Annotated in this window: 23 protein-coding genes; 11 read left to right on the plus strand and 12 right to left on the minus strand. The window is 62.6% G+C overall.

The annotated features are described in order from the left end of the window. Positions 1-59: 59 nt before the first annotated feature. Genes ACQ4LH_RS00100 through ACQ4LH_RS00110 form a run of 3 tightly spaced genes read left to right on the plus strand, consistent with a single transcriptional unit; the run spans position 60 to position 1,845 of the window. The gene (locus ACQ4LH_RS00100; RefSeq protein WP_430695275.1) at positions 60-692 is read left to right on the plus strand and encodes an FMN-binding negative transcriptional regulator; all 633 of its coding nucleotides are present in this window, start codon (positions 60-62) and stop codon (positions 690-692) included. A 14-nt stretch (positions 693-706) separates the two neighbouring features. Further along, the gene (locus tag ACQ4LH_RS00105; protein WP_430695276.1) at positions 707-1,150 is read left to right on the plus strand and encodes an N-acetyltransferase family protein; all 444 of its coding nucleotides are present in this window, start codon (positions 707-709) and stop codon (positions 1,148-1,150) included. A 14-nt stretch (positions 1,151-1,164) separates the two neighbouring features. Beyond that, complete coding sequence (locus ACQ4LH_RS00110) at positions 1,165-1,845, plus strand: GNAT family N-acetyltransferase (protein ID WP_430695278.1); 681 nt, start codon at positions 1,165-1,167, stop codon at positions 1,843-1,845. 9 nt (positions 1,846-1,854) lie between these two features. Here the strand turns inward: ACQ4LH_RS00110 and ACQ4LH_RS00115 are convergent, their stop codons facing one another. Further along, positions 1,855-2,673 (minus strand): helix-turn-helix domain-containing protein, encoded by an 819-nt coding sequence (locus ACQ4LH_RS00115; protein ID WP_430695280.1) that lies wholly within the window; start codon positions 2,671-2,673, stop codon positions 1,855-1,857. A 162-nt stretch (positions 2,674-2,835) separates the two neighbouring features. Between ACQ4LH_RS00115 and ACQ4LH_RS00120 the strand changes: the two genes are divergently transcribed. From ACQ4LH_RS00120 to ACQ4LH_RS00140, 5 genes are all read left to right on the plus strand, one after another. Continuing rightward, positions 2,836-4,278, plus strand: a complete 1,443-nt coding sequence (locus tag ACQ4LH_RS00120) for an alanine/glycine:cation symporter family protein (protein ID WP_430695281.1) — start codon at positions 2,836-2,838, stop codon at positions 4,276-4,278. A gap of 80 nt (positions 4,279-4,358) precedes the next feature. Continuing rightward, complete coding sequence (locus ACQ4LH_RS00125; RefSeq protein ID WP_430695283.1) at positions 4,359-5,345, plus strand: asparaginase; 987 nt, start codon at positions 4,359-4,361, stop codon at positions 5,343-5,345. A 65-nt stretch (positions 5,346-5,410) separates the two neighbouring features. Next, a complete protein-coding gene (locus tag ACQ4LH_RS00130; protein ID WP_430695284.1) occupies positions 5,411-5,866 on the plus strand; it encodes an N-acetyltransferase family protein in 456 nt (151 codons plus the stop codon). 314 nt (positions 5,867-6,180) lie between these two features. Then, entirely contained in the window at positions 6,181-7,536 is a 1,356-nt protein-coding gene (locus tag ACQ4LH_RS00135) for an 8-oxoguanine deaminase (RefSeq protein ID WP_430695285.1), read from the plus strand. Between the two features lie 130 nt (positions 7,537-7,666). Next, a complete protein-coding gene (locus tag ACQ4LH_RS00140; protein WP_430695286.1) occupies positions 7,667-8,017 on the plus strand; it encodes a hypothetical protein in 351 nt (116 codons plus the stop codon). Between the two features lie 21 nt (positions 8,018-8,038). Here the strand turns inward: ACQ4LH_RS00140 and glsB are convergent, their stop codons facing one another. The 5 genes from glsB to ACQ4LH_RS00165 all read right to left on the minus strand — a co-directional run bounded on the left by glsB (position 8,039) and on the right by ACQ4LH_RS00165 (position 13,962). Then, positions 8,039-8,947, minus strand: coding sequence for a glutaminase B (gene glsB / locus ACQ4LH_RS00145; RefSeq protein WP_430695287.1), 909 nt, complete (start codon positions 8,945-8,947; stop codon positions 8,039-8,041). Positions 8,948-9,025: 78 nt separating this feature from the next. Further along, positions 9,026-9,328, minus strand: coding sequence for a P-II family nitrogen regulator (locus ACQ4LH_RS00150; protein ID WP_430695288.1), 303 nt, complete (start codon positions 9,326-9,328; stop codon positions 9,026-9,028). 1 nt (position 9,329) lies between these two features. Next, complete coding sequence (locus ACQ4LH_RS00155; RefSeq protein WP_430695289.1) at positions 9,330-10,271, minus strand: sodium-dependent bicarbonate transport family permease; 942 nt, start codon at positions 10,269-10,271, stop codon at positions 9,330-9,332. Between the two features lie 447 nt (positions 10,272-10,718). Beyond that, the gene (gene oadA / locus ACQ4LH_RS00160) at positions 10,719-12,527 is read right to left on the minus strand and encodes a sodium-extruding oxaloacetate decarboxylase subunit alpha (RefSeq protein WP_430695290.1); all 1,809 of its coding nucleotides are present in this window, start codon (positions 12,525-12,527) and stop codon (positions 10,719-10,721) included. 16 nt (positions 12,528-12,543) lie between these two features. Then, the gene (locus ACQ4LH_RS00165) at positions 12,544-13,962 is read right to left on the minus strand and encodes an acetyl-CoA carboxylase biotin carboxylase subunit (RefSeq protein WP_430695291.1); all 1,419 of its coding nucleotides are present in this window, start codon (positions 13,960-13,962) and stop codon (positions 12,544-12,546) included. A gap of 189 nt (positions 13,963-14,151) precedes the next feature. On the opposite strand from ACQ4LH_RS00165, the gene ACQ4LH_RS00170 reads away from it, so the two are divergent. After that, entirely contained in the window at positions 14,152-15,132 is a 981-nt protein-coding gene (locus ACQ4LH_RS00170) for a LysR family transcriptional regulator (protein WP_430695293.1), read from the plus strand. Here the strand turns inward: ACQ4LH_RS00170 and ACQ4LH_RS00175 are convergent. Beyond that, positions 15,098-15,568, minus strand: coding sequence for a hypothetical protein (locus ACQ4LH_RS00175; protein WP_430695294.1), 471 nt, complete (start codon positions 15,566-15,568; stop codon positions 15,098-15,100). The two genes, ACQ4LH_RS00170 and ACQ4LH_RS00175, sit on opposite strands and share 35 nt — an antisense overlap. 330 nt (positions 15,569-15,898) lie before the next feature. Between ACQ4LH_RS00175 and ACQ4LH_RS00180 the strand changes: the two genes are divergently transcribed. Further along, a complete protein-coding gene (locus ACQ4LH_RS00180; RefSeq protein WP_430695295.1) occupies positions 15,899-18,088 on the plus strand; it encodes a M14 family zinc carboxypeptidase in 2,190 nt (729 codons plus the stop codon). A gap of 59 nt (positions 18,089-18,147) precedes the next feature. On the opposite strand, the gene ACQ4LH_RS00185 is transcribed toward ACQ4LH_RS00180, so the two are convergent. Beyond that, entirely contained in the window at positions 18,148-18,375 is a 228-nt protein-coding gene (locus ACQ4LH_RS00185; RefSeq protein WP_430695296.1) for a PA3496 family putative envelope integrity protein, read from the minus strand. 242 nt (positions 18,376-18,617) lie between these two features. Next, positions 18,618-19,484, minus strand: a complete 867-nt coding sequence (gene hexR / locus ACQ4LH_RS00190; RefSeq protein WP_430695297.1) for a transcriptional regulator HexR — start codon at positions 19,482-19,484, stop codon at positions 18,618-18,620. Positions 19,485-19,595: 111 nt separating this feature from the next. On the opposite strand from hexR, the gene zwf reads away from it, so the two are divergent. Then, the gene (gene zwf, locus ACQ4LH_RS00195) at positions 19,596-21,083 is read left to right on the plus strand and encodes a glucose-6-phosphate dehydrogenase (protein ID WP_430695298.1); all 1,488 of its coding nucleotides are present in this window, start codon (positions 19,596-19,598) and stop codon (positions 21,081-21,083) included. Here zwf and ACQ4LH_RS00200 read toward each other — a convergent pair whose 3' ends face one another. The 3 genes from ACQ4LH_RS00200 to ACQ4LH_RS00210 form a co-directional block, all read right to left on the minus strand. After that, on the minus strand, positions 21,084-21,758 hold the full coding sequence (locus ACQ4LH_RS00200) for a hypothetical protein (RefSeq protein ID WP_430695299.1): 675 nt from the start codon (positions 21,756-21,758) through the stop codon (positions 21,084-21,086). Positions 21,759-21,907: 149 nt separating this feature from the next. Further along, positions 21,908-23,176, minus strand: a complete 1,269-nt coding sequence (locus ACQ4LH_RS00205; RefSeq protein WP_430695300.1) for an MFS transporter — start codon at positions 23,174-23,176, stop codon at positions 21,908-21,910. A gap of 74 nt (positions 23,177-23,250) precedes the next feature. Then, entirely contained in the window at positions 23,251-26,133 is a 2,883-nt protein-coding gene (locus ACQ4LH_RS00210) for a putative bifunctional diguanylate cyclase/phosphodiesterase (RefSeq protein ID WP_430695301.1), read from the minus strand. Between the last annotated feature and the right edge of the window lie 108 nt (positions 26,134-26,241).

A 26,241-nucleotide genomic window follows, 5' to 3' on the forward strand; every position in this document is an offset into this window, starting at 1 on the left:
GATCTTACAACAGACCAATACGCTGCCTAGTATGGCTCCATCAGTTCAGGAGCCCGCCCATGTACACGCCCGCCGCCTTCCGCCAGGACGACCTCGTCACGCTGCACCAGCAGGTACTCGCCACCCGCCTGCCTACGCTGGTCAGCCACGGTACCCAGGGCCTGCTCGCCAGCCATCTGCCGTTGCTGCTGGATGCCGATGAAGGTCCCTACGGCACGCTGTACGGCCACTTCGCCCGGGCCAACCCGCAGTGGCGCGACCTCGCCGAAGGCAGCCCGGCGCTGGTGATTTTCCAGGGCGCGGAGGCCTATATCAGCCCGTCCTGGTACGCCGCCAAGGCCGAGCACGGCAAGGTGGTGCCGACCTGGAACTACATCAGCGTGCAGGCCCATGGCCGCGCCGAGGTGTTCGATGACGCCGAGCGCCTGCTGCAGCTGGTCAGCCGCCTCAGCGCGCTACACGAAGCCGAGCGCGCACAACCCTGGGCAGTCAGCGATGCACCGCGCGATTACATCGACAGCATGCTGCGTGCCATCGTCGGTTTCGCCCTGCCCATCGAACGCCTGGAGGGCAAATGGAAGCTCGGGCAGAACCGTAGCCAGGCCGATCAAACCGGCGTGCGCGAGGGCCTGCACGCCAGCCATGACCCACGCGACCGTGAACTGGCCACACGAATAAACGACAGTCACTAACCCAAGGAAGAACCATGTCTATCGACATCCGACCTGTCACTCCTGCCGATCACGCCGTCTGGTTACCGCTGTGGCAGGGCTATCTGCACTTTTACCAAAGCGAACTGCCCGCCGAGGTCAGCGCCATGACCTGGCAGCGCTTTCTCGACCCAAGCGAGCCAACCCATGCCGCCATCGCCTGGCGCGACGGCCAGGCCGTGGGGCTGGTGCAGTGGATCTTTCATCGCACTAATTGGTCGGTGGAGCACAGCTGCTACCTGCAGGATCTGTTTGTCGACGCCGATCAGCGCGGCGGCGGCATCGGGCGGCGGCTGATTGAGCACGTCTATGCCCAAGCCCAGGCGGCCGGCTGCAGCCGCGTGCATTGGCTGACCCAGGAAACCAACTACCCAGGCCGTCAGCTCTACGACCGCATCGCCGAGCGCTCGGGCTTTATCCAATACCGCAAACAGTTCTAAGCAGGAGCCGCAGCATGCCCCAACAACCGCTACTCGACTGGCAGCCCGTGCCTACACCTGCCCATCAACCCTTGGACGGCCAGTATGTGCGCCTCGAACCGCTCGACCCGGCGCTCCATGGCGACGACCTTTGGCAGGCGCTGCAAGGCCCGGCTAGCGACCCGGCACTCTGGGATTACCTGCCCTACGGCCCATTCAGCGAGCGAGCCGCGTTCGATAGCTGGTTAAGCGGCCATGCCGCCAGCCGCGACCCGCTGTTCTTTAGCGTGATCGACCTGCGCCAGCAGCGCGCAGTTGGCCTGTTGAGCTATCTGCGCATTGCGCCCAAGGATGGTTGTATCGAGATCGGCCATATCGCCTTTGGCCGCGCCATGCAGCGCAGCCCGGCGTCGACCGAGGCGGTGTATCTGCTGGCCAAGCTGGCCTTGGGCGAGCTCGGCTACCGCCGCCTGGAATGGAAGTGCAACGCCGACAATGCCCGCTCGATGCGCGCCGCCAAGCGCCTGGGCTTCAGCTACGAAGGGCTGTTTCGCCAGCATATGGTGGTCAAGGGCCGTAACCGCGACACCGCCTGGTTCTCCATCCTCGACAGCGAATGGCCGGCCTGCAACGCGGCCTTCGCGCTCTGGCTGGCGGCGGACAACTTCGATGCCGAAGGACGGCAGCAGCAGCGCCTGGAAGATTTGCGGCAATAGGCCTGCGGCTTATTCGATCTCGAACAGGCCGTTGCGGATCTGCGCGCCACTCAGGCGCTGGCGGATATCGGCGTCGATACGCGGGTCATCCGGGTTGTAGAGCATCACCTGGCGGTAGGCGTTGACCCGGTTGATGTCGTTGCCGAGAAACTCCCAGACCACCCGAGTGCAAGCCGGAGTGCGCAGATCGCCACTCGACACCCCGGTTTTCAGGCCGTTAAGCCGGCCGATACGGCTTTTGAAGCTGGGAATCAGGATGGTCTGGGTCATCTCGTTGCCGGTCAGCGACTCGTAGTCGATCAGAAACAGCCGGTCCTGCAGGTAGAACGCCGCCCCCAGGTAGCGGCAGCGCACCCAGTCTTCGGCCTTGCCGCTGTCGGCACGTGACGGCTCCTGACGCTCCTGGCGCTCGAACAGGTAGCTGCCGCGCTCCTCGCGCAGCTGCACCAGCGACAGCAGAACCTGCCCCGGTACCGACATGCAGTTGGCGTATTCGAAGTAGTAACCGCAGTAACGCGACAGGCTGCTGGAATGCTCGCCGAGGGGCTGGAACAGCTCAAGCAGCGGATCACCCTGTACCCGCGTCTCATGGCTGCCGCTGCGCGCACCGATCAGGTCGGCAAACTGCTCGCACGGCAGGCTCAGTTCGTAGGCTTCCACCCCAAAAAAATCGCAGATCCGCTTGAGGTTGTAGGCCGTCGGTCGGCTCTGTCCGCTCAGGTATTTATTGAACTGGGCGCGATTGATCGCGAGCTTGCGGCAAACCTCGGCGATCGACCGGTAATGGCTGCACAACAGCTTTAGATTGGGCCCTAGATGGTCGGACATGCGGATTTCCTGGTGATGCGAGCGGCGCGATTCTAGCATCAACTCGCATCAGTTCGCCGCCATCCGCGAAATTGCACGGCACGCGCGTCTGCTCAACCATGCCGGGGCCGCACGGTGGCGCGGTGTCAATCCGTCTAAAACAACAAGAGAGGCAACCTCATCATGCTCGATCTGCTCAATGACCTGCTCTGGAGCAAGGTCCTCATCGTCGCCCTGGTCGGGCTCGGTCTGTACTTCTCGATTCGCTCGCGTTTCGTCCAATTCCGTTACTTCGGCGACATGTTCCGCATCTTCGCCGAAGCCTTTGAGCGCCAGCCAGGCCAGCTCAGCTCGTTCCAGGCACTGATGCTCTCGGTCGCCGGCCGCGTGGGCGCCGGCAACATCGCCGGCGTCGCAGTAGCAATCATGCTCGGCGGCCCTGGCGCCGTATTCTGGATGTGGCTGGTGGCGCTGCTCGGTATGGCCACTAGCTATTTCGAATGTTCCCTGGCGCAGCTGTACAAACGCCGCGAGGCCGACGGCACCTACCGTGGTGGCCCGGCTTTCTACATCCTGCACGGCCTGGGCCAGCGCTGGATGGCGGTGGTGTTCTCGGTCCTGCTGCTGGTGACCTTCGGCTTCGGCTTTAACGCCGTACAGTCCTACACCGTCGCCACTTCGCTGCATGACACCTTCGGTCTGCCGACCTATGTCAGCGGCCTGGTACTGGTAGCGGTCATCGGCCTGATCATCTTCGGCGGCATCAAGCGCATCGCCAGCATGGCTGACGTGCTGGTACCAATCATGGCGTTCTCCTACATCGGCATGGCGCTGGTGGTACTGGGCATGAACATCACCGAAGTACCAGAAACCCTGGCCTTGATCGTGCGTAGCGCCTTCGGTCTGGAGCCAGCCTTCGCCGGTGGTATCGGCGCGGCCATCATCATGGGCGTGAAGCGTGGCCTGTTCTCCAACGAAGCAGGCCTGGGTAGTGCACCCAACGTTGCTGCCGTGGCGGAGGTCAAGCACCCGGCCGCTCAAGGTATCGTGCAGTCGCTCAGCGTGTTTATCGACACCATTTTGGTGTGCACCAGCACCGCGCTGATCATCCTGCTGTCCGGTGTGTATCAGCCGGGTAGCGAGATGGCGGGCGTAGTCCTGACCCAGACCGCTCTGGCCGCCGAAGTCGGCGAATGGGGCCGCGTGTTCGTGAGCATGGCGCTGCTGCTCTTCGTCTTCACCACCCTGGTGTACAACTACTACCTGGGTGAGAACGCCCTGAGCTTCTTCAGCAAGAAGCGCTGGTTGTTGCAGCTGTACCGTGTGATGGTGATTGCCTTGGTGCTGTGGGGCTCGATGCAGGACCTGTCGACCGTATTCGGCTTCGCCGACGTGACCATGGGTCTGCTGGCATTGGTCAACCTGACCGCCATGTTCCTGCTGTTCAAGACTGGCCTGCGCCTGATGCGCGACTATGACGACCAGCGCAAAGCCGGTGTAGAGTCCCCAGTATTCGATGCGAAAAACTTCGCCGACCTGGACCTCGACCCAGCCGCCTGGCCAAACGCGACGCAAAACGCCCCGGCCAACCATGCGGAAATCGGCAACAGTGTTCACCAGCGCTAAGCCGCTGCAATAGCTGTAATAAACAGGGGGCTTGGCCCCCTGTTTTCTTATAAGAACAATGAAAATACGGAGACCCTCTGATGGGTTGTAAAAAACTTCTGGTGCTCTACACCGGTGGCACCATCGGTATGCAAATGAGCGCCACGGGCCTGGCCCCGGCGTCCGGCTTCGATGAGCGCCTGCGCCGTCAGCAAGCGCTGGAGTCCCAGCCGCTGCCGCAATGGACCTTCAGCGAGCTGCTGCCGCCAATCGACAGCGCCAATATGAACCAGAGCAACTGGCTGGCGATGGTCGCGGCGATTCGCGCCGGCATCGAGCAGGATGGCTGCGACGGCGTACTGCTGCTGCACGGCACCGACACCCTGGCTTACAGCGCTGCCGCCCTAAGCTTTCTGCTGCTCGGTTTGCCAGTACCAGTGATTCTCAGCGGTTCGATGCTGCCGGCAGGCGCCGAGGGCAGCGATGCCTGGGGCAACCTGTTCGGTGCCATGCGCGCGCTGCAAGCCGGCGTCGCCACGGGTGTGCACCTGTATTTCAATGGCGCGCTGCTGCATGGCGCGCGGGTGAGCAAGCTGCGCAGCGATGCCTTCGACGCCTTCCACGTGCTGCCGCGCCAGCGCCAGAGCCCACGTGCCGAGAGCATCCCGGCAAGCATCGACTACCGCCAACCGCGCCAGCCGGTCAATCTGGCCGTGCTGCCGTTTTACCCCGGCATCCAGGCAAGCCACGTGCGCGCACTGCTGGACAGCGGCGTCCAGGGCCTGCTGCTGGAATGCTACGGCAGCGGCACGGGCCCGGCGGACGACACCGAACTGCTCGGCGTACTCAAGGCTGCGCATGAGCGTGGCGTGGTGCTGGCCGCGATCAGCCAGTGCCCGCACGGCCATGTCGAATTCGGCGTGTATGCCGCCGGTAGCCAATTGGCCAGCGCCGGGCTGGTTTCCGCCGGCGGCATGACCCGTGAAGCGGCTCTGGGCAAGCTGTTCGCCCTGCTCGGCGCCGGTCTGAGCCAGGCCGAGGTGGAACACTGGTTTGCCTTGGATGTCTGTGGTGAACGCGCAGATTGAAGGCTATTACCTTGCAGCTAGGCTGTAGGGGTTAAGGATGATTGACTGCCAGAGGAGATACCGCCATGCCCGTTCGCATTCCCGTCGAAATCCGCCCGATCAGCGACGCTGATCACGCTGCCTGGCTGCCGCTGTGGCAGGGCTATCAGCGTTTCTATATGACCGAGATTGCCGCCGCGACCAGCGACATCACCTGGCAGCGCTTCCTCGATCCTGCCGAGCCGATGCACGCGGCGCTGGCCTGGCATGAAGGCCAGGCGATTGGCCTGGTGCACTGGATCTACCACCGCTCGACCTGGACCACCGGCGACTACTGCTACCTGCAGGACCTGTTTATCGCCAAGGACATCCGCAGCAGCGGCGCCGGCCGTCAGCTGATCGAGCACGTCTACCGCGAAGCCCAGGCCCAGGGCTGCTCGCGCACCTACTGGCTGACCCACGAAAGCAATAGCAAGGCCATGCTGCTGTATGAGCGCCTCGCCGAGCGCTCGGGATTTGTGCAGTACCGTAAAGTCTTCTGAGAACCTGCTTACGATCTGCTGCGCGTCGGCCCTGCTGCGTTAAAAACCGGCTCGGAATGCTCATTTACAGCTCGTAAACTCCGCTTCCTCGCCAGTTTTTGCCTGGCATGGCTCTAGCTCGCGAGATCGTAAACAGGCTCTTCGCCCGCTGACCTTCTGGTCAGAAATTCCGCCCTGTGGTCTTGCCGCACGTACATTCCGGCGTTATCTTTTGCGCCACGCCCGGCCACCTGCGCCGGCCGCGCACCTGGATCAGCAGACAGGGTAAACACTGAGCTGGCTAACCTGAACCCAACTTCAGAGGAGCCAACTCAATGGCTGCTACACGTATCTGGATCAAAAGCCCCCTCGCCATCTTCACTGCCAACAACCTCGACGCCGCCGGCGGCCTGGTGATCGAAGACGGTGTAATCAGCGAACTGCTCAAGGCCGGCCAGCAGCCGAGCCAACCCTGCAATCGAGCCTTCGATGCCCGCGAGCATGTGGTGCTGCCGGGACTGATCAACACTCACCACCACTTCTATCAAACCCTCACCCGCGCCTGGGGCCCGGTGGTCAATCAGCCGTTGTTTCCCTGGCTGAAGACCCTGTACCCGGTATGGGCTCGCCTGACTCCAGAGAAGCTCGCCCTGGCCAGTAAAGTGGCCCTGGCCGAACTGCTGCTGTCCGGCTGCAGTACCGCAGCAGATCACCATTACCTGTTCCCCGGCGGCCTGGAAAACGCCATCGACGTGCAGGTCGAAGCAGTGCGCGAACTGGGCATGCGCGCCATGCTTACCCGCGGCTCGATGAGCCTGGGCGAAGCCGATGGCGGCCTGCCACCGCAACAGACCGTGCAACAGGGCGAGGTGATCCTGGCCGACAGCCAACGGCTGATCCATGACTACCACCAGCGCGGCGACGGCGCTCAGGTGCAGATCGCCCTGGCGCCCTGCTCGCCGTTCTCGGTGACTCAGGAAATCATGCGCCAGAGCGCCGAACTGGCCGAAGAGCTGGACGTGCGCCTGCACACCCACCTGGCGGAAACCCTCGACGAAGAAGACTTCTGCCTGCAGCGCTTCGGCCTGCGTACCGTGGATTATCTGGACAGTGTCGGCTGGCTCAGCTCGCGCACCTGGCTGGCCCACGGCATCCACTTCAACCCGGATGAAATCGCCCGCCTGGGCCAGGCCGGAACCGGCATCTGCCATTGCCCAAGTTCGAATATGCGCCTGGCCTCCGGCATCTGTCCGACCCTTGATCTAGAAGCCGCCGGCGCACCGATCGGCCTCGGCGTGGATGGCTCGGCCTCCAACGATGCCTCGAACATGATCCTCGAAGCGCGCCAGGCTTTGTATATCCAGCGCCTGCGCTACGGCGCCGAGAAGATCACCCCGGAACTGGTACTGGGCTGGGCCAGCAAAGGCTCGGCCAAACTGTTGGGGCGCAGCGATATTGGCGAACTGGCGGTGGGCAAGCAGGCCGACCTGGCCTTCTTCAAACTGGATGAGCTGCGCTTCTCCGGCAGCCACGACCCGATTTCCGCGCTGCTGCTGTGCGGCGCCGACAAGGCCGACCGGATGATGATCGGCGGCCAGTGGCGAGTCATCGACGGACAAATCGAAGGCCTGGATGTGGCCAAACTGATCGCCGATCACCGTCAGGCGGCCAAGGAACTGATAGCCGGGTGATAACTGGCTAGGCAGCTGATCGGGCAAACACCGCAACGGTTGGACAAGGCTACGGGCGGCTGCTTAGTTGATTATTCGGGTCGCCAGTGAACGAGGCGGCCCAGACCCGCCTCCCTGCCTGGAGCCACACATGAACAAACTGCCAATCACCATCGCCCTGTTAACCGCCAGCGGCATGGCCCACGCCGCCAATCTGCCGGCATTCGAGGTCACTTGCCCGACCGACCTGAGCGTGCGCGCCGAGGCCGGCGGCCCGGTTTATATCAACGACAAACCGATCGTCCTGCACAAGCTCAGCGAGCAGTTCTTCGAAGCCAAGGGCGAGGGAATAACCCTCTCCATCAGCCTGAATGCCGCCGGCGCGCCGACGGTGTCTTACACCGGCAAACAGGGCGCCAACGGCATCTGTGAAAAGACCGAGGAAGAGCCGCTGGAAGAAGAGCCGGCGACTGACGAATCAGCGGAGCCAATGGCCGATTGATCCGTCTTAGGCGTGGAGCTGTCAGAACACCGACCAGCCAATCCGCTCGCTCAGCAGTTCCAGCGCCTTGATCCCAGCCAGGGAGTTGCCGGCGGCGTTCAGCTCCGGCGACCACACGCACACGCTGAAACGTCCCGGCACCACGGCGACGATGCCACCACCGACGCCGCTCTTGCCTGGAAGGCCGACGCGGTAGGCGAAGTTGCCCGCCTCGTCGTACAGGCCGCTGGTGGCCATGATCGCGTTAACCTGCTTGCTCTGCCGCGCGCTGATAATCTGCGCGCCGCTGTGTTTGCAGAAGCCGTCGTTGGCCAGAAAGCAGAACGCCCGCGCCAGGTCGACGCAGCTCATGCGCAGCGCGCAGTAACTGAAGTAGCTGCGCAGCACCGCCTCCACGTCGTTGTGAAAATTGCCGAAGGACTGCATCAGATATGCCGCCGCGGCGTTACGCGCGCGATGCTGATACTCCGACTCGGCCACCCGGCGGTCCACCACCACCTCAAGGTTGCCAGCCAGACGGCGGACGAAATCGCGCATCGACAACACCGGCGCGGCAAAGCGCGACTGGTTGATATCGCAGATCACCAGGGCACCGGCGTTGATAAACGGATTGCGCGGGCGGCCACGCTCGAACTCCAACTGCACCAGCGAATTGAACGGCTGGCCAGACGGCTCGTGGCCCAGGCGCTGCCAGATATCCTCGCCGGAATGCTGAATCGCCTGCACCAGGCTGAACACCTTGGAAATGCTCTGCACGGAAAACGCCGTATCCGCATCACCGGCGCAGTACAGCTCGCCGTCGTTGCTGTACACCGCAATACCCAGTTGCTGCGCCGGCACATCGGCAAGCGCCGGGATGTAATCGGCCACTTTGCCCTGACCGATCAACGGGCGGACTTGATCAAGAATTTCATTCAACAACGCTTGCATGCTCAGGCTCACCCCAAGGCCCGAGCGCACCTCGGACGATGGCAGGTAGACGCTTGCCTGACGACGCTGATCACACCCTTAGAACTTTTCCGCGCGCAGCACTTCAACCTGGGCCAGGTAGCAGACCATGGCGAAGTTGGCGTAGTAGCGCGCCTGCAGATGGGTGGCGATGCGTTCGGCGACATCGCGGGTGCAGATGATCTCCACGCGGATATTGCCTTCGGTGTCCCAGCCGGCGCTGCGCACGCCGCGACCACCACGGCCGCGGGCGTCGGAGATGGTCCAGCCCGGCGCACCCAGCTGCTCCAGGTCAGCCACCAGCTTTTTCTCCAGCGCGGCTTCGCAGATCACGGTGAGCAGGGTGCGGATATGTGCGTCCATTTCAGAGCCCCCAGGTCATCAGCTGTTCAGCCAGCATCAGATATAACGGGATGCCGACGATGATATTGAAAGGAAAGGTGATGCCCAGTGACGCCGTCAGCGACAGCGACGGGTTGGCCTCGGGCAAGGCCAGGCGCAAGGCCGCCGGCACGGCGATATAGGACGCCGACGCCGCCAGCGTGGCCAGCACCGCCGTGCCGCCCAAGCTCAGGCCCATAAAGCGGCCGAGCAAGGCGCCGATCAGCGCACCCAGCAAGGGCATCAGTAAAGCAAAACCGAGCAAGCGCAGGCCGAACTGTTTGAGCGACCCCAGCTGGCCGGAGGCGATCAACCCCATCTCCAGCAGAAACAGCGCCAGCACCGGCTTGAACATGCTGGTGTAGAACGGCTCCAGCGGCTTGATCGCCTCCTTGCCGGCAATCGCACCGATGATCAGGCCACCGAGCAGCAGCATGATGCTTTTGCCGAGAAAGATCTCCCGGCCCAGTTCGCCCCAATCGGTATCGCGAGCAATACCCTTGGCCAATAAAATGCCGACCAGAATCGCCGGGATTTCCAGAATGGCGACAAACAGCGGCATATAGCTTTCGAACTCGATGCCCTTGGCCAGCATGTAAGCCACCACCACGGCGAAGGTCCCGGCGCTGACCGAACCATAGTGCGCCGCCACTGCCGCGGCGTTGACCCGGTCGAACCCCAGGCCGCGCAGCACAGCAAAAGCAAGCAGTGGCAACGCCACACCCAGACCCAGCACCCAGGCCGCCTGACCGAGCAACTGCCAGCTGGCTTGCTCGGCCAACTCCACACCACCGTGCAGACCAATTGCTAGCAGCAGAATGATCGAGAGGGTTTCATACAGCGCGGGCGGCAGTTTCAGTTCGCTTTTCAGCAGACCGGCCAACAGGCCGAACACAAAGAACAGCACCACCGGATCCAGACTCACCGCGCATTGCTCCCGTATTGAACTGCCATTAAGACGCCTGTCGCGTCACCACCTGCCCGAATAAAAGGTCATGCCCCCACCACGCGTTGTGCTGATACCCGCAGTTTTGCCCAGTCTCCTGCTGAGAACAGCAGAACCCTGCACAGCGGGGCATAACCGAAAAAAAGGAGCCGTACGGCTCCCAGGGGACTCAGGCACTAAGTACCTGGACAACGTCTGCTGCGCGTCGGCCCTGCTGCGTTGAAAGCAGGCTCGGATGCTCATGTACAACTCGTACAGTCCGCGTCCTCGCCTGCTTTCGCCTTGCATGGCTCTAGCTCGCGAGACTTGCTCAGGCACTTGGCCCAAAACCCTTGCCAGCGCGGCTAAAAAGCCGCGCCGGCGGTGTAAAAAGAAGCCCCAAAAAAGCCATTCAAATGCCTGTTCAAACAGCCGGGGCTTCCGAGGTTAACCTTCGATTTCCACCAGTACGTCGCCCGGGTTGACCCGGTCGCCCTTGGCCACGTGCACCGCTTTCACGGTGCCGGCAATCGGCGCCTGCACTTCGGTTTCCATCTTCATCGCTTCGCTGATCAGCACCGCCTGGCCGGCCTTGACCGTGTCGCCGACCTTGACCAGCACATCGACGATATTGCCCGGCATGCTGGTGCTGACATCGCCCGGCGCGCTGGCCTGTTTGCGCTTGCCACCGCTGCCGGCAACGAAGTCGTTAAGCGGCTCGAACACCACTTCTTCCGGCATGCCGTCGATCGACAGGTAGAAGTGACGCTTGCCGTCGCTCTTCACGCCGACACCGGTGATATCCACGCGGTAGCTCTCGCCGTGCACGTCCACCACAAACTCCGTGGGTACGCCTTCCCCACCCGCTGGGGCCACGCCGCCGGCCTCGGGAATCGGCAGCAGCACTTCCGGCGTCAGGGTGCCGGCAGCGCGCTCCTCAAGGAACTTGCGCCCGATATCAGGGAACATGGCGTAAGTCAGCACGTCTTCTTCGGACTTGGCCAGGCTGCCGATTTCCTCGCGCAGTTTGGCCATCTCCGGCTTGATCAGGTCGGCCGGACGCACTTCGATGACTTCTTCGCTGCCAATCGCCTGCTTGCGCAGCTGCTCGTTGACCTTGCCCGGCGCCAGACCGTAGCGGCCTTGCAGATACAGCTTCACCTCGTTGGTGATGGTCTTGTAGCGCTCACCGGCGAGCACGTTGAATACCGCCTGAGTGCCGACAATCTGCGAGGTCGGTGTGACCAGCGGCGGGAAGCCGAGGTCCTCACGCACCCGCGGGATTTCCGCAAACACTTCGTTGATGCGGTTCAGCGCGCCCTGCTCTTTCAGCTGGTTGGCCAGGTTAGACATCATCCCGCCCGGCACTTGGTTGACCTGCACGCGGGTATCCACAGCGGTGAACTCGCTTTCGAACTGGTGGTACTTCTTGCGCACGGCGTGGAAGTACAGGCCGATCTCCTGGATCAGCGCCAGGTCCAGGCCAGTGTCGTATTCACTGCCCTTGAGCGCGGCGACCATCGACTCGGTGCCCGGATGGCTGGTGCCCCAGGCGAAGCTGGAGATGGCGGTGTCGATATGGTCGGCGCCGGCTTCAATCGCCTTGAGCTGGCACATCGAACCCATGCCGGCGGTATCGTGGCTGTGGATAAACACCGGCAGATCGACTTCTGCCTTCAACGCCCGCACCAGGTCGGCGGTGGCGTACGGCGTCAGCAGGCCAGCCATGTCCTTGATCGCGATGGAGTCAATACCCATCGCTTGCATGGCCTTGGCCTGCTTCACGAAGGCCTCGACGGTGTGCACCGGGCTGGTGGTGTAGGCGATGGTGCCCTGGGCATGTTTGCCAGCAGCTTTCACCGCCTCGATGGACACACGCAGGTTACGCACATCGTTCATCGCATCGAAGATGCGGAACACGTCGATGCCGTTGACCGCCGCCTTGGCCACAAAGGCACGCACCACGTCATCGCTGTAATGGCGATAACCGAGCAGGTTCTGCCCGCGCAGGAGCATCTGCAGACGGGTATTGGGCAGGCCGGCCTTGAGTTTGCGCAGGCGCTCCCAGGGGTCTTCCTTCAAGAAGCGCACGCAGGAATCGAACGTCGCGCCGCCCCAGACTTCCAACGACCAGTAGCCAACCTGGTCGAGCTTGGCGCAGATCGGCAGCATGTCGTCCAGGCGCATGCGCGTGGCGATGATCGATTGGTGAGCATCGCGCAGGATTGTATCGGTGACGGTGATTTTCTTATTCATGATCTGAATCCTTCCCCTACAGGCCGGCGTGGGCAGCAATGGCGGTGGCGATGGCGATGGCCAGGTGCGACGGGTTGCGCTTGATCGAGTACTCGGTCAGTTCCGGGTGCGCCTCGACGAAGCTGGTGTTGAACTGACCGCTGCGAAACTCCGGGTTACGCAGAATTTCCTGGTAATAGGCGGCGGTGGTTTTCACCCCCTGCACGCGCATGTCGTCCAGGGCGCGCAGGCCGCGAGCCAGCGCCTCTTCCCAGGTCAGCGCCCAGACCACCAGCTTCAGGCACATGGAGTCGTAGTACGGCGGAATGGTGTAGCCGGTGTAGATCGCCGTGTCGGTGCGCACGCCGGGGCCGCCGGGGGCGTAGTAGCGGGTGATCTTGCCGAACGAGGGCAGGAAGTTGTTCTTCGGGTCTTCGGCGTTGATGCGGAACTGCAGGGCATAACCACGGTGGATGATGTCTTCCTGCTTGACCGACAGCTCCAGGCCCGAAGCGATGCGGATCTGCTCGCGAACGATATCGATACCGGTGATTTCCTCGGTGATGGTGTGCTCAACCTGCACCCGGGTGTTCATCTCCATAAAGTACAGCTCGCCATCCTCGGCCAGCAGAAACTCCACGGTTCCCGCATTCTCATAACCGACGGCCTTGGCCGCGCGCACCGACAGGTCGCCGATATAGGCACGCTGCTCAGGAGTCAGCTGCGGGCTGGGGGCGATCTCGATAAGTTTCTGGTTACGCCGCTGGATCGAGCAGTCGCGCTCGAACAGGTGCACGGTGTTGCCGAAGCTGTCGGCGAGAACCTGCGCCTCGATATGCTTGGGATTGACGATGCATTTTTCCAGAAACACTTCGGCGCGGCCAAAGGCCTTGGTCGCCTCGGAGATCACCCTTGGGTAGGCCTGTTCGAGCTCATCGCGGCTGTTGCAGCGGCGGATACCGCGACCGCCACCGCCATTGGTGGCCTTGAGCATCACCGGGTAGCCGATACGGTCACCCTCACTCAACGCTTCGGCGATATCCGCCACGTTGCCTTCGGTGCCGGGGGTGCAAGGCACGCCGGCGGCGATCATGCTGCGGCGCGCCTCGGTCTTGTCGCCCATGCGGCGGATCACTTCCGCCGACGGGCCGATAAACTTGATCCCGCGCTCGGCGCAGATATCCGCCAGCTCAGCGTTCTCGGAAAGAAAGCCATAACCGGGATGCAGCGCATCACAACCGGTTTCCACCGCCAGGTTGACCAGCTTACGCGGGTTCAGATAACCGGCCAGCGGATCGGCACCAATACCGTGGGCTTCGTCAGCGCGTTTGACGTGCAACGCATGGCGATCGGCATCGGAATACACCGCCACCGAGCGAATGCCCATTTCGGCACAGGCCCGCACGATGCGCACGGCAATCTCACCGCGGTTGGCTATCAGGATTTTCTTGATCACGAGCCAGCTTCCTCGATCACGTGAGCAGGCAACCGACAAAACCGGTCGACGTGTGACCGCAGCAGCAGAAGCGGTCAGGCACTCACGCTACGCCGGCTTGGTGATTAACCAAAATCAATAATTATTGGGCTATGTATTAGCTAGAGCTTATAGTTGAGCCTGAGCGACTCATAAACACAGGTGCAAATCGTGCGTAAGTCTTTGCTGCGTATGACATTTCGTCAGTTCCAGGTGTTTCGCTCGGTGTGCAGCCATCTCTCCTACAGCCGCGCGGCGGAGGAAATGGCCCTGACCCAACCGGCGGTCAGCCTGCAGATTCGCCAGCTGGAGGAGCTGATTGGCCAGCCGCTGTTCGACTATGTCGGCAAAAAGCTCTACCTGACCGAGGCCGCCGAAGCCCTGCTGCGCGCCAGCGCGGATATTTTCGGCCGCCTGGAAAGCCTCGATATGCAGCTCGCCGACCTGCAAGGCTCGCTGCAGGGGCAGCTAAGCCTGGCCATAGAATCCAGCGCCAAGTACTTCGTTCCGCACCTGTTTGCCGCTTTTCGCCAGCAATACCCAGAAGTCAACTTGCAGCTGGTGGTCACCAATCACAGCCAGGCGCTGAAACGCCTGAACGCCAATCGCGATGACCTGCTGATCATGTCGCGGGTGCCAACGGACATGAATCTGGAATTTTTGCCCTTCCTTAATAACCCGATTATCGCCGTCGCCCCACCCGATCACCCGTTGTGCACACAGGGCCCTCTGAGCCTGCAGGACCTCACAGCGTTCCCGCTGTTGATCCGCGAAGCGGGCTCCGGCACTCGCCAGGCCTGCGAGGACTATTGCCACCAGAAACGCGCGCACTTCGCCCAGACCCTGGAAGTCGGTTCCATGGAAGGCCAGTGCGAAGGGGTCATCGCCGGTCTCGGCCTGGCCCTGCTACCACGCCACGCCGTGCGCCGCGAGCTGGAGTGCGGCGCCTTGCGCGAACTGCCTGTGGCCGAGCTGCCGCTGCTGCGCAGCTGGTGCCTGGTGCACCCGCGCAGCAAATACCTGTCCCCGGTGGCCCAGGCGTTTTTCGCCTTCGTGCGCGATCAACGCAGCCTGATCAACTCCCTGGCTGAGCGTTTTGCCGAGCCCATCGGCGACACTACTCCCAGGCATATAACCAACCCACCGCACTGACCCGCCCCTCGCTGAATGCCACCAGCAGCTGATCATGCTGGCCGCGCCAGTGATAACTCCACAGCAGCGGCCCCGGACTGCCTTGCCAATCCGCGCGGCGCTGCCAGTCGGCGTAGTCCGCCTGATCGGCCGTGACCTTGGTATCCGGCTCGCCCAGCAGCGCCAGCACAGCCGACGTATCGCTATGCGTAGCCAGCACCTCTGCGGCCAGCCCCTGCATCAGCTGATGCTTGCGCCCCTGCCAGGCATCCAGATCCTGCTGCCACTCGCCACCGGCAAAATGCCCCTTGGCCTGCCTCAGCTGGGTCCACTCGGCCGCCATCGCGCGCCTCTCATCAGCGCTCTCCTGCTGCTGGGCTCCGCCTGAGGTACAGCCCAGAGCTAGCCCGAGGGTCAGCAGCAGCATGCCAACGCGCACCCCGTTGATCCCTTGCATAAATCCCTCCTTATAAGGTTGCCATACATAGCCAGTAGCCATCATTTAGGTCGGCATCGTGTCGGCTATATGTCGTGAAAATACGAAAAACGACAGCGATCTACGAAGAAATTGACAGGCTTTAAAGCGCCTTCTAAGTTCCTTTGCACTCTTGTACCAGATCGGCCTGCCTCTCATAACAAGATGTTCAGCGGCATGCAGTAGCGCCAACGCATTCGGCATCAAGAGCTTCCACTGCCAAACATCCCTCGCCCTCCACAAGGGGGCAAAAAACACACCGTTCCTTATCGGGGGCGGATAAACAATAAGTGAAGGATAGGAATCTCAAGAATGAGAAAGCGGAAGTTAACCCTCGCCATCAGTGCCAGCATCACCGCGCTTTGCATGCTCAACACGGTTCAGGCACAGGCCAACCCCCAAGAAGACTTTATGCTGCTGGAGCAGGAAAAAGCCGCCAACCAGGTGTACAAGGCGTTTTTCCCCAACGAAGACATTGCCCGCAAAGCGGCCATCAGCTTCCACGGTCAATTGCTTGAGTCGCACTATGAACAGGGCTACCTGATCATGGAGCTGACCGAAGAAGAGCAGGAAAAACTCGCGGCCTTTGGCTTTACCTTCGAAACCGCCAACGAGTTTATTGCCAAGCGCAATGAAGTCCTCACGCTGATCCAGAATCGCCTGCAACAGCGCAGCCTGAAAAGCGCGACAGCGATGAGCGACGCAAGCCTGGCCAGCATCCCCGGCTACGCCTGCTATGAAACCCTAGAAAGCACCTACAGCGTGGCCAGCGGCATGGCCAGCCAGTTCCCCGGTATTGCCGAATGGCTGCTGGTTGGCCAGTCCTGGGAAAAGCTCAACGGCCAGGGCGGGCACGACATCGGCGTGCTCAAGCTGACCAACAAAGCTATTACCGGCAATAAGCCCAAGCTGTTTATCAACAGCGCCATCCATGCCCGCGAGTACACCACGGCCCCACTGGTGCTGGATTTCGCCCGCTGGCTGGTCAACGGCTACGGCACCGATGCCGACGCCACCTGGATTCTCGATCACCACGAGGTCCATCTGATGCTGCAAACCAACCCAGACGGCCGCAAAAAAGCCGAAACCGGGCTGTCCTGGCGCAAGAATGCCAACCAGAGCTACTGCGGCGCCAACAGCAACAGCCGTGGTGCCGACCTCAACCGCAACTTCACCTTCGGCTGGAACAGCACCAACGGCCAAGGCTCCAGCGGCAGTGCCTGCAATGACACCTACCGCGGCCCAAGCGCGGGCTCCGAGCCGGAAATCCAGACCCTGGAAGCTTATGTGCGCAGCCTCTGGCCGGATCGTCGCGGCCCCGGCAAGAATGATGCAGCGCCAAGCGATACCAGCGGCATCCACCTGGATATCCACAGTTACAGCGAACTGGTGCTATGGCCGTGGGGCGATACCAGCCAGGCCGCGCCGAATGGCACCGCACTGCAGACCCTGGGACGCAAGTTCGCCCTGTTCAATGGCTACGCGCCGCAGCAGTCCATCGGGCTCTACCCGACCGACGGCACCAGTGATGGGGTCAGCTATGGCGAGCTGGGCGTTGCCGCTTACACCTTCGAGCTGGGCACACAGTTCTTCCAGACCTGTACGGTCTACCAGAACACCGTCAAACCGAAGAACCTGCCGGCCCTGATCTACGCGGCCAAGGTGGTGCGTACGCCCTACGTCACCCCAGGCGGCCCGGATATCAGCAACCTTGCGCTGAGTGGCAATGCGTCCAGCGGCGTGCCGGCCGGCACCCTGGTCACCCTGAGTGCCACCGCGAGTGACCTGCGCTTCAGCACCCGCAATGGCACCGAACCCACGCAAAACGTCACCGCCGCCGAGTACTACATCGACAAGGCGCCCTGGGAGTCAGGCGCTCAGGCGATGCCATTGCAGCCACTGGACGGCAGCTTCAATGGTAAGACCGAAGGTCTGACCGGCAGCATCGCCACCACCGGGCTACAGCCTGGCAAGCACACCGTGTATGTCCGCGCGCGGGATGCGTCCGGCACCTGGGGCGCAGTCTCGGCGGCATTTCTGGTGATCGGCACCGGTACGCCGCAGCCGAACTACTGCAGCGCAGCCAGCGGTAACGCCAACGATGAGTGGATCAGCCAGGTCAGCTTCGGCAGCTTCACCCGCAGCTCAGGCGCCAGCACCTACAGCGACTTCACTGAACCGCGCATTGGCCAGGTGGTTAACCTGCAACGGGGCAGCAACAGCCTGCGCCTGACGCCGCAGTTTGCCGGCTCGGCTTATAACGAGTACTGGAAGGTATGGGTCGACCTGAACAAAGACGGCGACTTCACCGACGCGGGTGAAGAGCTGTTCACCTCCGCGCGCGCGCTCAGCACGGCGGTGAATGGCAATCTGGTGCTCCCCGCTGGCGCCGCTACCGGGAAAACTCGCATGCGGGTGGCCATGCGCTACAACACCGCGCCCGTGCCGTGTGGCACCTTCAATTACGGTGAAGTGGAGGATTACACCGTCAATATCGAGTAAGGCCTAGCAGCCTGGAGCCGCCTTAAACGGCTCCAGGTTCGCTACCCACCCTCGCCTATTCAGCACGCAGCCGCTGATGCGTCTTTCTTGCTGGCAGCCTGCAGGCCGTGCAGGTAGCTGGTCGCGATCAACTCCGGAAAATCGATCAACTCATGCTGCAGCTGACGCCGCTCGGCATAGCTTTCAATCGCGCGGCGATATTCCATGCGGCGCTGATCCAGCAGCTTGCGCCGGGCCTTGGCGTCGCTGCTTTCGTGAGACTGCGGTTTATCCAGATAGCCAGACATAGGGTGCAACTCCCAAGCTGAATAAGGGGAGTACCAGCATCGACCCTGGATATGACGCTTTGATGGCCACGCGATAACGTGGCGATGAAATTAGCGGCGCAGAAACCTGATTCAAGATCTCGCGAGCTAGAGCGAGACAAGGCAAAAACGGCCGAGGACGCGGAGTTTACGGTTTGTAAATGAGCAGTTCGAGGCCGTTTTTAACGCAGGATCGCCGACGCGCAGCAGATCCTGAACAGGTTTCAGTCTTCGCTGCTCTTATGCGCTTTTGGCGACAGGCGCAGGCTGCGCAAACTGCGTTTGACGCTCTTAAGGTGGTTAACCAGGCCTGGGCCACGAGCCATGGCCACGCCCATGGCGAGCACGTCGATCACCACCAGGTGGGCGATACGCGAGGTCAGCGGGGTGTAGATCTCGGTGTCTTCCTGCACGTCGATGGCCAGGTTGACGGTGGCCAGGTCGGCCAGCGGCGTTTGGCTCGGGCACAGAGTGATCAGCGTCGCGCCGGCTTCACGCACCAGGTTGGCGGTGATCAGCAGGTCCTTGGAGCGACCGGATTGCGAGATGCAGATGGCCACGTCAGTGGGCTTCAAGGTCACCGCACTCATCGCCTGCATATGCGGGTCGGAATAGGCCGCTGCCGTGAGTAGCAGACGGAAGAACTTGTGCTGGGCATCCGCCGCCACCGCGCCGGATGCGCCAAAACCGTAAAACTCCACGCGCTGGGCGTTGGCGATGGCCGCAATGGCCTGCTGCAGGGCCTGGGTGTCGAGCTTCTCGCGCACCTCGATCAGGGTGTGCAGCGTGGTGTCGAAGATCTTCAGGCTGAAGTCCGCCACCGAATCGTCTTCATGAATCGCGAACTGGCCGAAACTGGCGCCTGCGGCCAAGCTCTGCGCCAGTTTCAGCTTGAGGTCCTGAAAGCCGGTGCAGCCAATCGCCCGACAGAAACGCACGATGGTCGGTTCGCTGATACCGACGCTGTGCGCCAGCTCGGCCATGGAGCTGTGCATGACCGACGCCGGGTCGAGCAGAACATGGTCGGCAACCTTGAGTTCCGATTTGCGGAGTAGATGACGCGACTGGGCAATGTGCTGCAACAGGTTCACAGGTTTAGGCTCGACATTTGGCTAACGAATCCATCTAGCACGCCGCATAGGAGTCATGACTCGGTTATGATCGGCGAAAGACAGGTTGTAGTGGTCTTGTAGTTATACTACATGGCCGCCGCCGCCGCACTGCTAAACCGAGTCGGAGTTCCCACCTTGAGCATTCCCTGCGACATGCTGGTGTTTGGCGGCACCGGCGACCTGGCACTGCATAAACTGCTGCCAGCACTCTATCACCTGCATCGCGCAGGTCGCCTGCATGGCGACACGCGCATTCTTGCCCTGGCGCGCAGCGCCCATAGCCGTACAGCCTTTCAGGCCCTGGCCGAGCGACACTGCCGCGCTCAGGTGGCGCGCAACGACTTCGACAACGACACCTGGGCCAGCTTCGCCGCGCGCCTCGATTACTTCGCCATGGACGCCAGCCAGAGCGCCGACTTCGGCCGCCTGGGCAAACGCCTGGGGGAAGACCATGAGCGGGTACGCATCTATTACCTGGCCACCGCGCCGGATCTGTTCGAAGACATCGCCTCGCACCTGAAGGTCGCCAGCCTGGCCGGGCCGAAGGCGCGCATCGTGCTGGAAAAGCCGATTGGCCATTCGCTGCAGTCGGCGCAGGCGATCAACGCCGCCATCGGCGCGGTGTTCGATGAGTCGCGGGTGTTCCGCATCGACCATTACCTCGGCAAGGAGACAGTGCAGAACCTGATGGCGCTGCGCTTCGCCAACGCGCTGTTCGAGCCGATCTGGCGCGCCGGGCATATCGACCACGTGCAGATCAGCGTGTGCGAAACCCTTGGCGTGGAAAACCGTGGCGCCTACTACGAAAAAGCCGGCGCCATGCGCGACATGATCCAGAACCACCTGCTGCAGCTGCTATGCCTGGTGGCCATGGAAGCGCCGGTACGTTTCGACGCCGAGGCGGTGCGCAACGAGAAGGTGAAAATCCTCGAAGCGCTGAAGCCCATCACCGGCCTCGACGTGCAGGACAAGACTGTGCGCGGCCAGTACACCGCCGGCAAGATCGGCGGCCAGGAAGTGCCGGCCTACTACTTCGAGAAGAACGTCGATAACGACAGCGACACCGAAACCTTTGTCGCCGTGCAGGCCGAGATCGACAACTGGCGCTGGGCCGGCGTGCCGTTCTACCTGCGCACCGGCAAACGCCTGGGGCACAAGACTTCGGAAATCCTGATCCAGTTCAAGCCGGTGCCGCACCAGCTGTTCGGCGGCGGCGAAGCCAATCGCCTGCTGATTCGCCTGCAGCCGGAAGAACGCATCAGCCTGCAATTGATGGGCAAGAGCCCAGGCAAGGGCATGCACCTGCAACCGGTGGAACTCGACCTAAACCTGGCCGATGCCTTCCACAAACAGCGCCGCTGGGACGCCTACGAGCGCCTGCTGCTCGACGTGATCGAAGGCGATTCGACGCTGTTTATGCGCCGCGACGAAGTCGAAGCGGCCTGGAACTGGGTCGACCCGATCATCAAGGGCTGGCACCAGCACTACCAGAGCCCGCGCCCCTACGCGGCCGGCAGCGATGGCCCGGAACAGGCCAGTAATCTGCTGGAACGCCACGAACGGCAGTGGATGGAATAACTAGGCCCACTGCTGCTCAAAAACCTGCAGCACCGCCTCCGGTAGCTGCTTGCGCAAGCCATCACCGCTGATCAGCAATAGCAGCGGTAACAGTTTGCGCAGGGTTACCGGTTCCAGGCCGGCGCAGACATCCGCCTGCCGCGCCAGTGACAAGCCACCCAACACCTGAGCGGCCACCGGCAGATTGCGATCCAGCACCGCAGCTTCGGTGAGTTTGCACAGGTAGCCGGTGGAGAAACTGCGCAGGCTCTCGCTGATCAGCGGCATATCGACGATATGCCGGGCAATCTGCAGCACATGGTCGACATCGTTGATGCCGTAGATCAGCACCTTGATCTGTTTGGCCGACAGGCATTCGGCATACAGCGCCGCCGTGGCAAACGCACCATCGGCGCAGAGCTGGCGCGCCACTTCCAGGTGCAGGCTATCCGGCAGGCTCAGGTAAGTATCGAGGATCAGCCGCGGGTCGAGGCGCGTGGTCACCGCCGCGGCAAATTCGATGGGCATGGCCATGATCAGCTCACGCAACTGCCCAGGCGGCATATGCGGCGCCAGCAGCGCGGCCTTCTCGGCCCCCAGTTGCTGCACCAGCCCCAGCTTGACGCTTAACGGGGCCATGGCCTGGGACGCCAACAGCAGGCGCAGGCCAACACTCAGGCTCGCGGGTTTGCGCATACGCACCTCTATTCAATCCGGACAGGCCCGCAGGATTGCCCGCGCGAGGCGCAAAGGCAGCCATCTTTGATCCGGTTGAGCGTCTGCCGGACAACTAGCGCCCGGCACAGGTGGGAATAGAGGAAACACCCTGGCGAAAAGCCGGCGACTTATACCGCGCTGACCGCCGGCCGTGCGCTACGCCAGAAGTACAACAGCACGATGGGCAGCGCCAGCAGCCCCAGCACGCCGGCACTGATAAACAGATTGGCAAAACCCAGCTGCTCGGCTAGCCAGCCGCTGGTGGCACCCACCAGCCCAGCCAGCAACAGTTGCACACTGGCCTGCAGGGTAAAGTCCGCACCCTCATGCTCGGGCCGGCACTGGCGCATCATCACCGCAAACAGCGCCACCGTAGACATGCTATCGGCGGTCTGCTCGAACAACGCCACCAGATAGACCAGACCGATGCTGCCGCCGGCATTCACCAGCACAGCCATGGCGGCGATCCCGCAAGCCTGCAACAGACCGAACAGCAACAGCGCGCGCAACGCGCCGATGCGCGCATACAACAGGCCGCCGAGAAACGCCCCGGCGATGCCGGCCAGGCTGCTGATCAGGGTCAGCTGGCCCAGCTCGGCATTGCTCCAGCCCTGATCCACCAGCATCGGTTTGATCATCGGCGAGCCCAGCGCATCGCCCAGCTTGAAACTCAGCAGCACCGCCAGCCAGAACAGCATGCCGGGCTGCAGCAGCAAACCGCGGTAATGCCGCAGCAGCAGCCCAGGTCCGGCCGGCTCCGCCTGCGCCGGCTGAAATGGCAGCTCGCGCCGCTCGTTAAAGCGCCAGATCGGCAGCGTCATCAGCACCAGCAACACCGCCACCAACGCCACACTCAGGTTCCAGCCCAGCGCATCCATCGCCAGCAGTAGACCACTGCCGCTGACCAGCATGCCGACCTTGTAGCCGCCCACCTGCAAGCTGTTGCCCAGCCCGCGCCAGCGCTCCGGCAAAAGGCGTACGGCCAGGCCATCGGTGGCAATGTCCTGGGTCGAGGCAGCCAGGTTGACCAGCAGCAACAGGCCGATCAGCAAGAGGAAGTGACTGTCGAACAGCCGCTCCGGATTCATCAGCGCCAAGGCCGCAACAACGCTAATAACGCCGAGCTGCAATGGCAGAATCCAGCCACGATGATGGCCCAGACGCGGTGATGCCAGCCGATCCACCCACGGCGCCCAGAGCACCTTGAGCAACCAGGGCAACGCCAGCAATTTGAGCAAGCCGATCAGCGCCAGATCAACGCCGTGCTGACGCAGCAACACCGGTAGCGAATGGGCCAGCAGCCCCGAGGGCAAGCCCTGGGCGCAATACAGCGAGGCCAGCAGGATCAGGGTGGCATTGGCCGGGCGAGCCGCGGCGGCGGAAGAAGTGGGCTGCATGGAGCATCCTGCGAATCAGCGAAAGCGCGACAGTAGCGGCCAGCCCGGCGGCAGACAAGCCGCCGGCCGGCCAATCAGAACTTGCTGGCCTGCTCGCGCAGCAACTGAGCGAACTGTTCGGCCGGCACCGGTTTGCTGATCAGGTAGCCCTGGATCTCGTCGCAGCGCTGGCTCTTGAGGAAGTCCATCTGCGCCTGGGTTTCCACACCCTCGGCGACCACCTTGAGCTCCAGGCTGTGGGCCATGGCGATAATCGCGCGGGTGATCGCGGCGTCTTCGCTGCCAGGGGTGAGGTCGCGGATAAAGGTCTGGTCGATCTTCACGTAGTCCACCGGGAAGCGCTTGAGGTAGCTCAGCGAGGAATAGCCGGTGCCAAAGTCATCGATCGCCAGTTTGACGCCCAGTTCGCGCAGTTGCTGGAAGGTGCTGATCACGCTTTCGACGTTATCCAGCAGCTGGCTTTCAGTCAGTTCCAGTTCGAGGAACTGCGCGGCCAGGCCGGTTTCATCAAGCACCTGGCGCACCAGGCTAAGCAGGTTGCCCTGACGCAGCTGATGCACCGAGAGGTTCACCGACACGCGAATCTGCGCCAGCCCCTGCACCTGCCACGCGCGCGCCTGCAGGCAGGCCTGACGCAGAACGAATTCGCCGATGGCGCCGATCAGCCCGGTTTCTTCGGCCAGGCCGATAAAGTCGCTCGGCGGCACCAGGCCCAGCTCCGGGTGGCGCCAACGCACCAGCGCCTCGGCGGCATTCAGGCTGTCGGAAACCAGGCACAGCTTGGGCTGGTAGAAGACTTCCAGCTGGCCTTCGTTGATGCCTTTGCGCAGCTGGTTTTCCAGTTGCAGGCGCTCCAGGGTGCAGGCCTGCAGGTTGTCGGTGAAGAATTGGAAGGTGTTGCCGCCCAGGTGTTTGGCGTGCTGCATGGCCATATTGGCCTGGCTGACCAGGGCGGAAATCTCCCTCGCGTTATCCGGCAGCAGGCTGATGCCCAGGGAGGCGCTGACCACCAACTCATGGCCGCCCACGGTCATCGGCACACGCAGTTTGCTCAGCAGACGGCTGGCCAGGCGCGCCAGGCTGGAGAGGCTGCCGTAGGAGTCGATCAGGATGGCGAACTCGTCACCGGACAGGCGCGCCAGAGTATCGGCTTCCGGCACCGCCTGGGTCAGACGGCGGCTGACCTGACGCAGCAGCTGGTCGGCCACTTCATGGCCGAGGCTGTCGTTAAGCAGTTTGAAGCGGTCCAGATCGACATGCAGCAGGGCAATGCTGCGCCCGCCCTGCCGCGCGCGCTGGCTGGCCTCGTGCAAACGCTCCTTGAACAGGCTGCGGTTGGCCAAGCCGGTGAGCTCGTCGTAATGCGACAGGTAGCGTAAACGCTCTTCGGCCTCGCGCCGCGACGACAGATCGGCGAAGAAGCCGACGATATGGCTAACGCTACCCCGCGCATCGCGCACCACGTTGAGCTGCAGCCACTGCGGGTACAGCTCGCCGTTCTTGCGCGTCTCGATCAGCTCGCCGCGCCAGGTGCCACTGTTTTCCAGCTCCAGGCGGATCATCTGGTACTGCCGGCGGCTGTCGCCACTGCTGATCAGGCTGATCACGCTTTTGCCGACCACTTCGTCCTGGCGATAACCAGTCACGTCGCTGAAGGCCTGGTTGACCGACAGTAGGCGGTAGTCGGGGTCGAGAATCACGATGCCTTCGCTGGCGGCCTCGAACACCGTGGCGGCCAGCTGTTGCTGCTGTTCCTGCACCTTGCGCGCACTGATATCGCGACGGGTGCCGAGCATGCGCAGCACGCGGCCCTCGGCGTCGCGCTCGACCGCACGGCCACGGTCTTCGATCCACACCCAGTGGCCGGCGGCGTGCTTGATGCGGTATTCGACCTGATAGTCGTCGCTGCGGCCCTTCATATGCTCGACCAAGGCGCGACGCAGCACCGGCAGATCATCCGGGTGCAGGCGCGGCTTGAGGTCGCGCAGCATCACCTGCACGGCCTGCGGCTCCAGGCCGAAAATTTCCTTGAGGCGCGAGTGATGCACTTCATCGCTCTGCAGGTCCCAGTCCCACAGGCCCAGCTCACTGGCTTCGATGGCCAAGGTCAGGCGCGCGCGGCTCTTGCTCAGGGCGTAGGTGGTTTCATCCAGTTCCAGGGTGCGTTCGGCCACGCGCATTTCCAGCTCGCCATGGGCCAGACGCAACTCGCGCTCGGCGCGGCGGCGCTGCTCCACTTCATGGGCCAGCTCACCGTTGAGCCCTTCGGCCTGCATCTTGGCGTGCTCCAGGTTGCTGATCAGCGCCTGGTTGTGAAAACGCTGCAGCAAGCTGCGCTGCACCAGGCGGTTGACCTGCCAGGCCACCACCAGCAGGGCCAGCAACAGAATGCTGCCAAGCAGGCCCCAGCCCTGTTGCAGGGGGTTATCGCTGAGCAGCAGATAGCCCACCGAAGGCAGCAGGCAGGGCAAGGCAAAACTGAGAAAGGCGGTAAAGCTGATGGCATAAGCCACGCTGGCCGAGAGGATCGCCGCAGCAATCAGGCCATAGACTACTGCCTGCAGGTAGAACACATCCGCCGGCACCAGAGCGATGGCGGCAAACGCCAGGGTCAGCCCGGAAGCGCTCGCGCCAAGCAGAAACAGGCGGCGCCAATGGCGTTCGGCCTGACGGCTGGGCAAGGCATTGTTGAAGGCGCGTACCTGCACCAGGCGCAGCACGGCGAGGATCACCAGCCAGACCGACCAGCTGACCAGCAGCACTGGTGGCAGCGCGCCCCACAACAGGAAGGCACACACCACGCCGCTGAGCAGCATAAACAGGGTCGGCACCTGCGAGCCCTGATAGAGCATGCGGGTGCGTTCGGCGGCGATGTCTGTCGCGAATAGCTGAGCCACTTCCCGCCCGGGAGTCGGCCTGAAGCCATTGGCGCCAGCGGATGAAGTCGATGCGGTCATAGGCGATTTTCTTATAAGTGGTTGCCTAAACGTCGGCGCAGCATACGCGAGCTAGACGCATCGCCCAAGCCAGATGTGCGCTAATTCACAGTACAAATACCTAACTTT

The sequence above is a fragment of the Pseudomonas peli genome (assembly GCF_050563605.1).
In the GTDB taxonomy this organism is placed as follows: Bacteria; Pseudomonadota; Gammaproteobacteria; order Pseudomonadales; family Pseudomonadaceae; genus Aquipseudomonas; species Aquipseudomonas peli_A.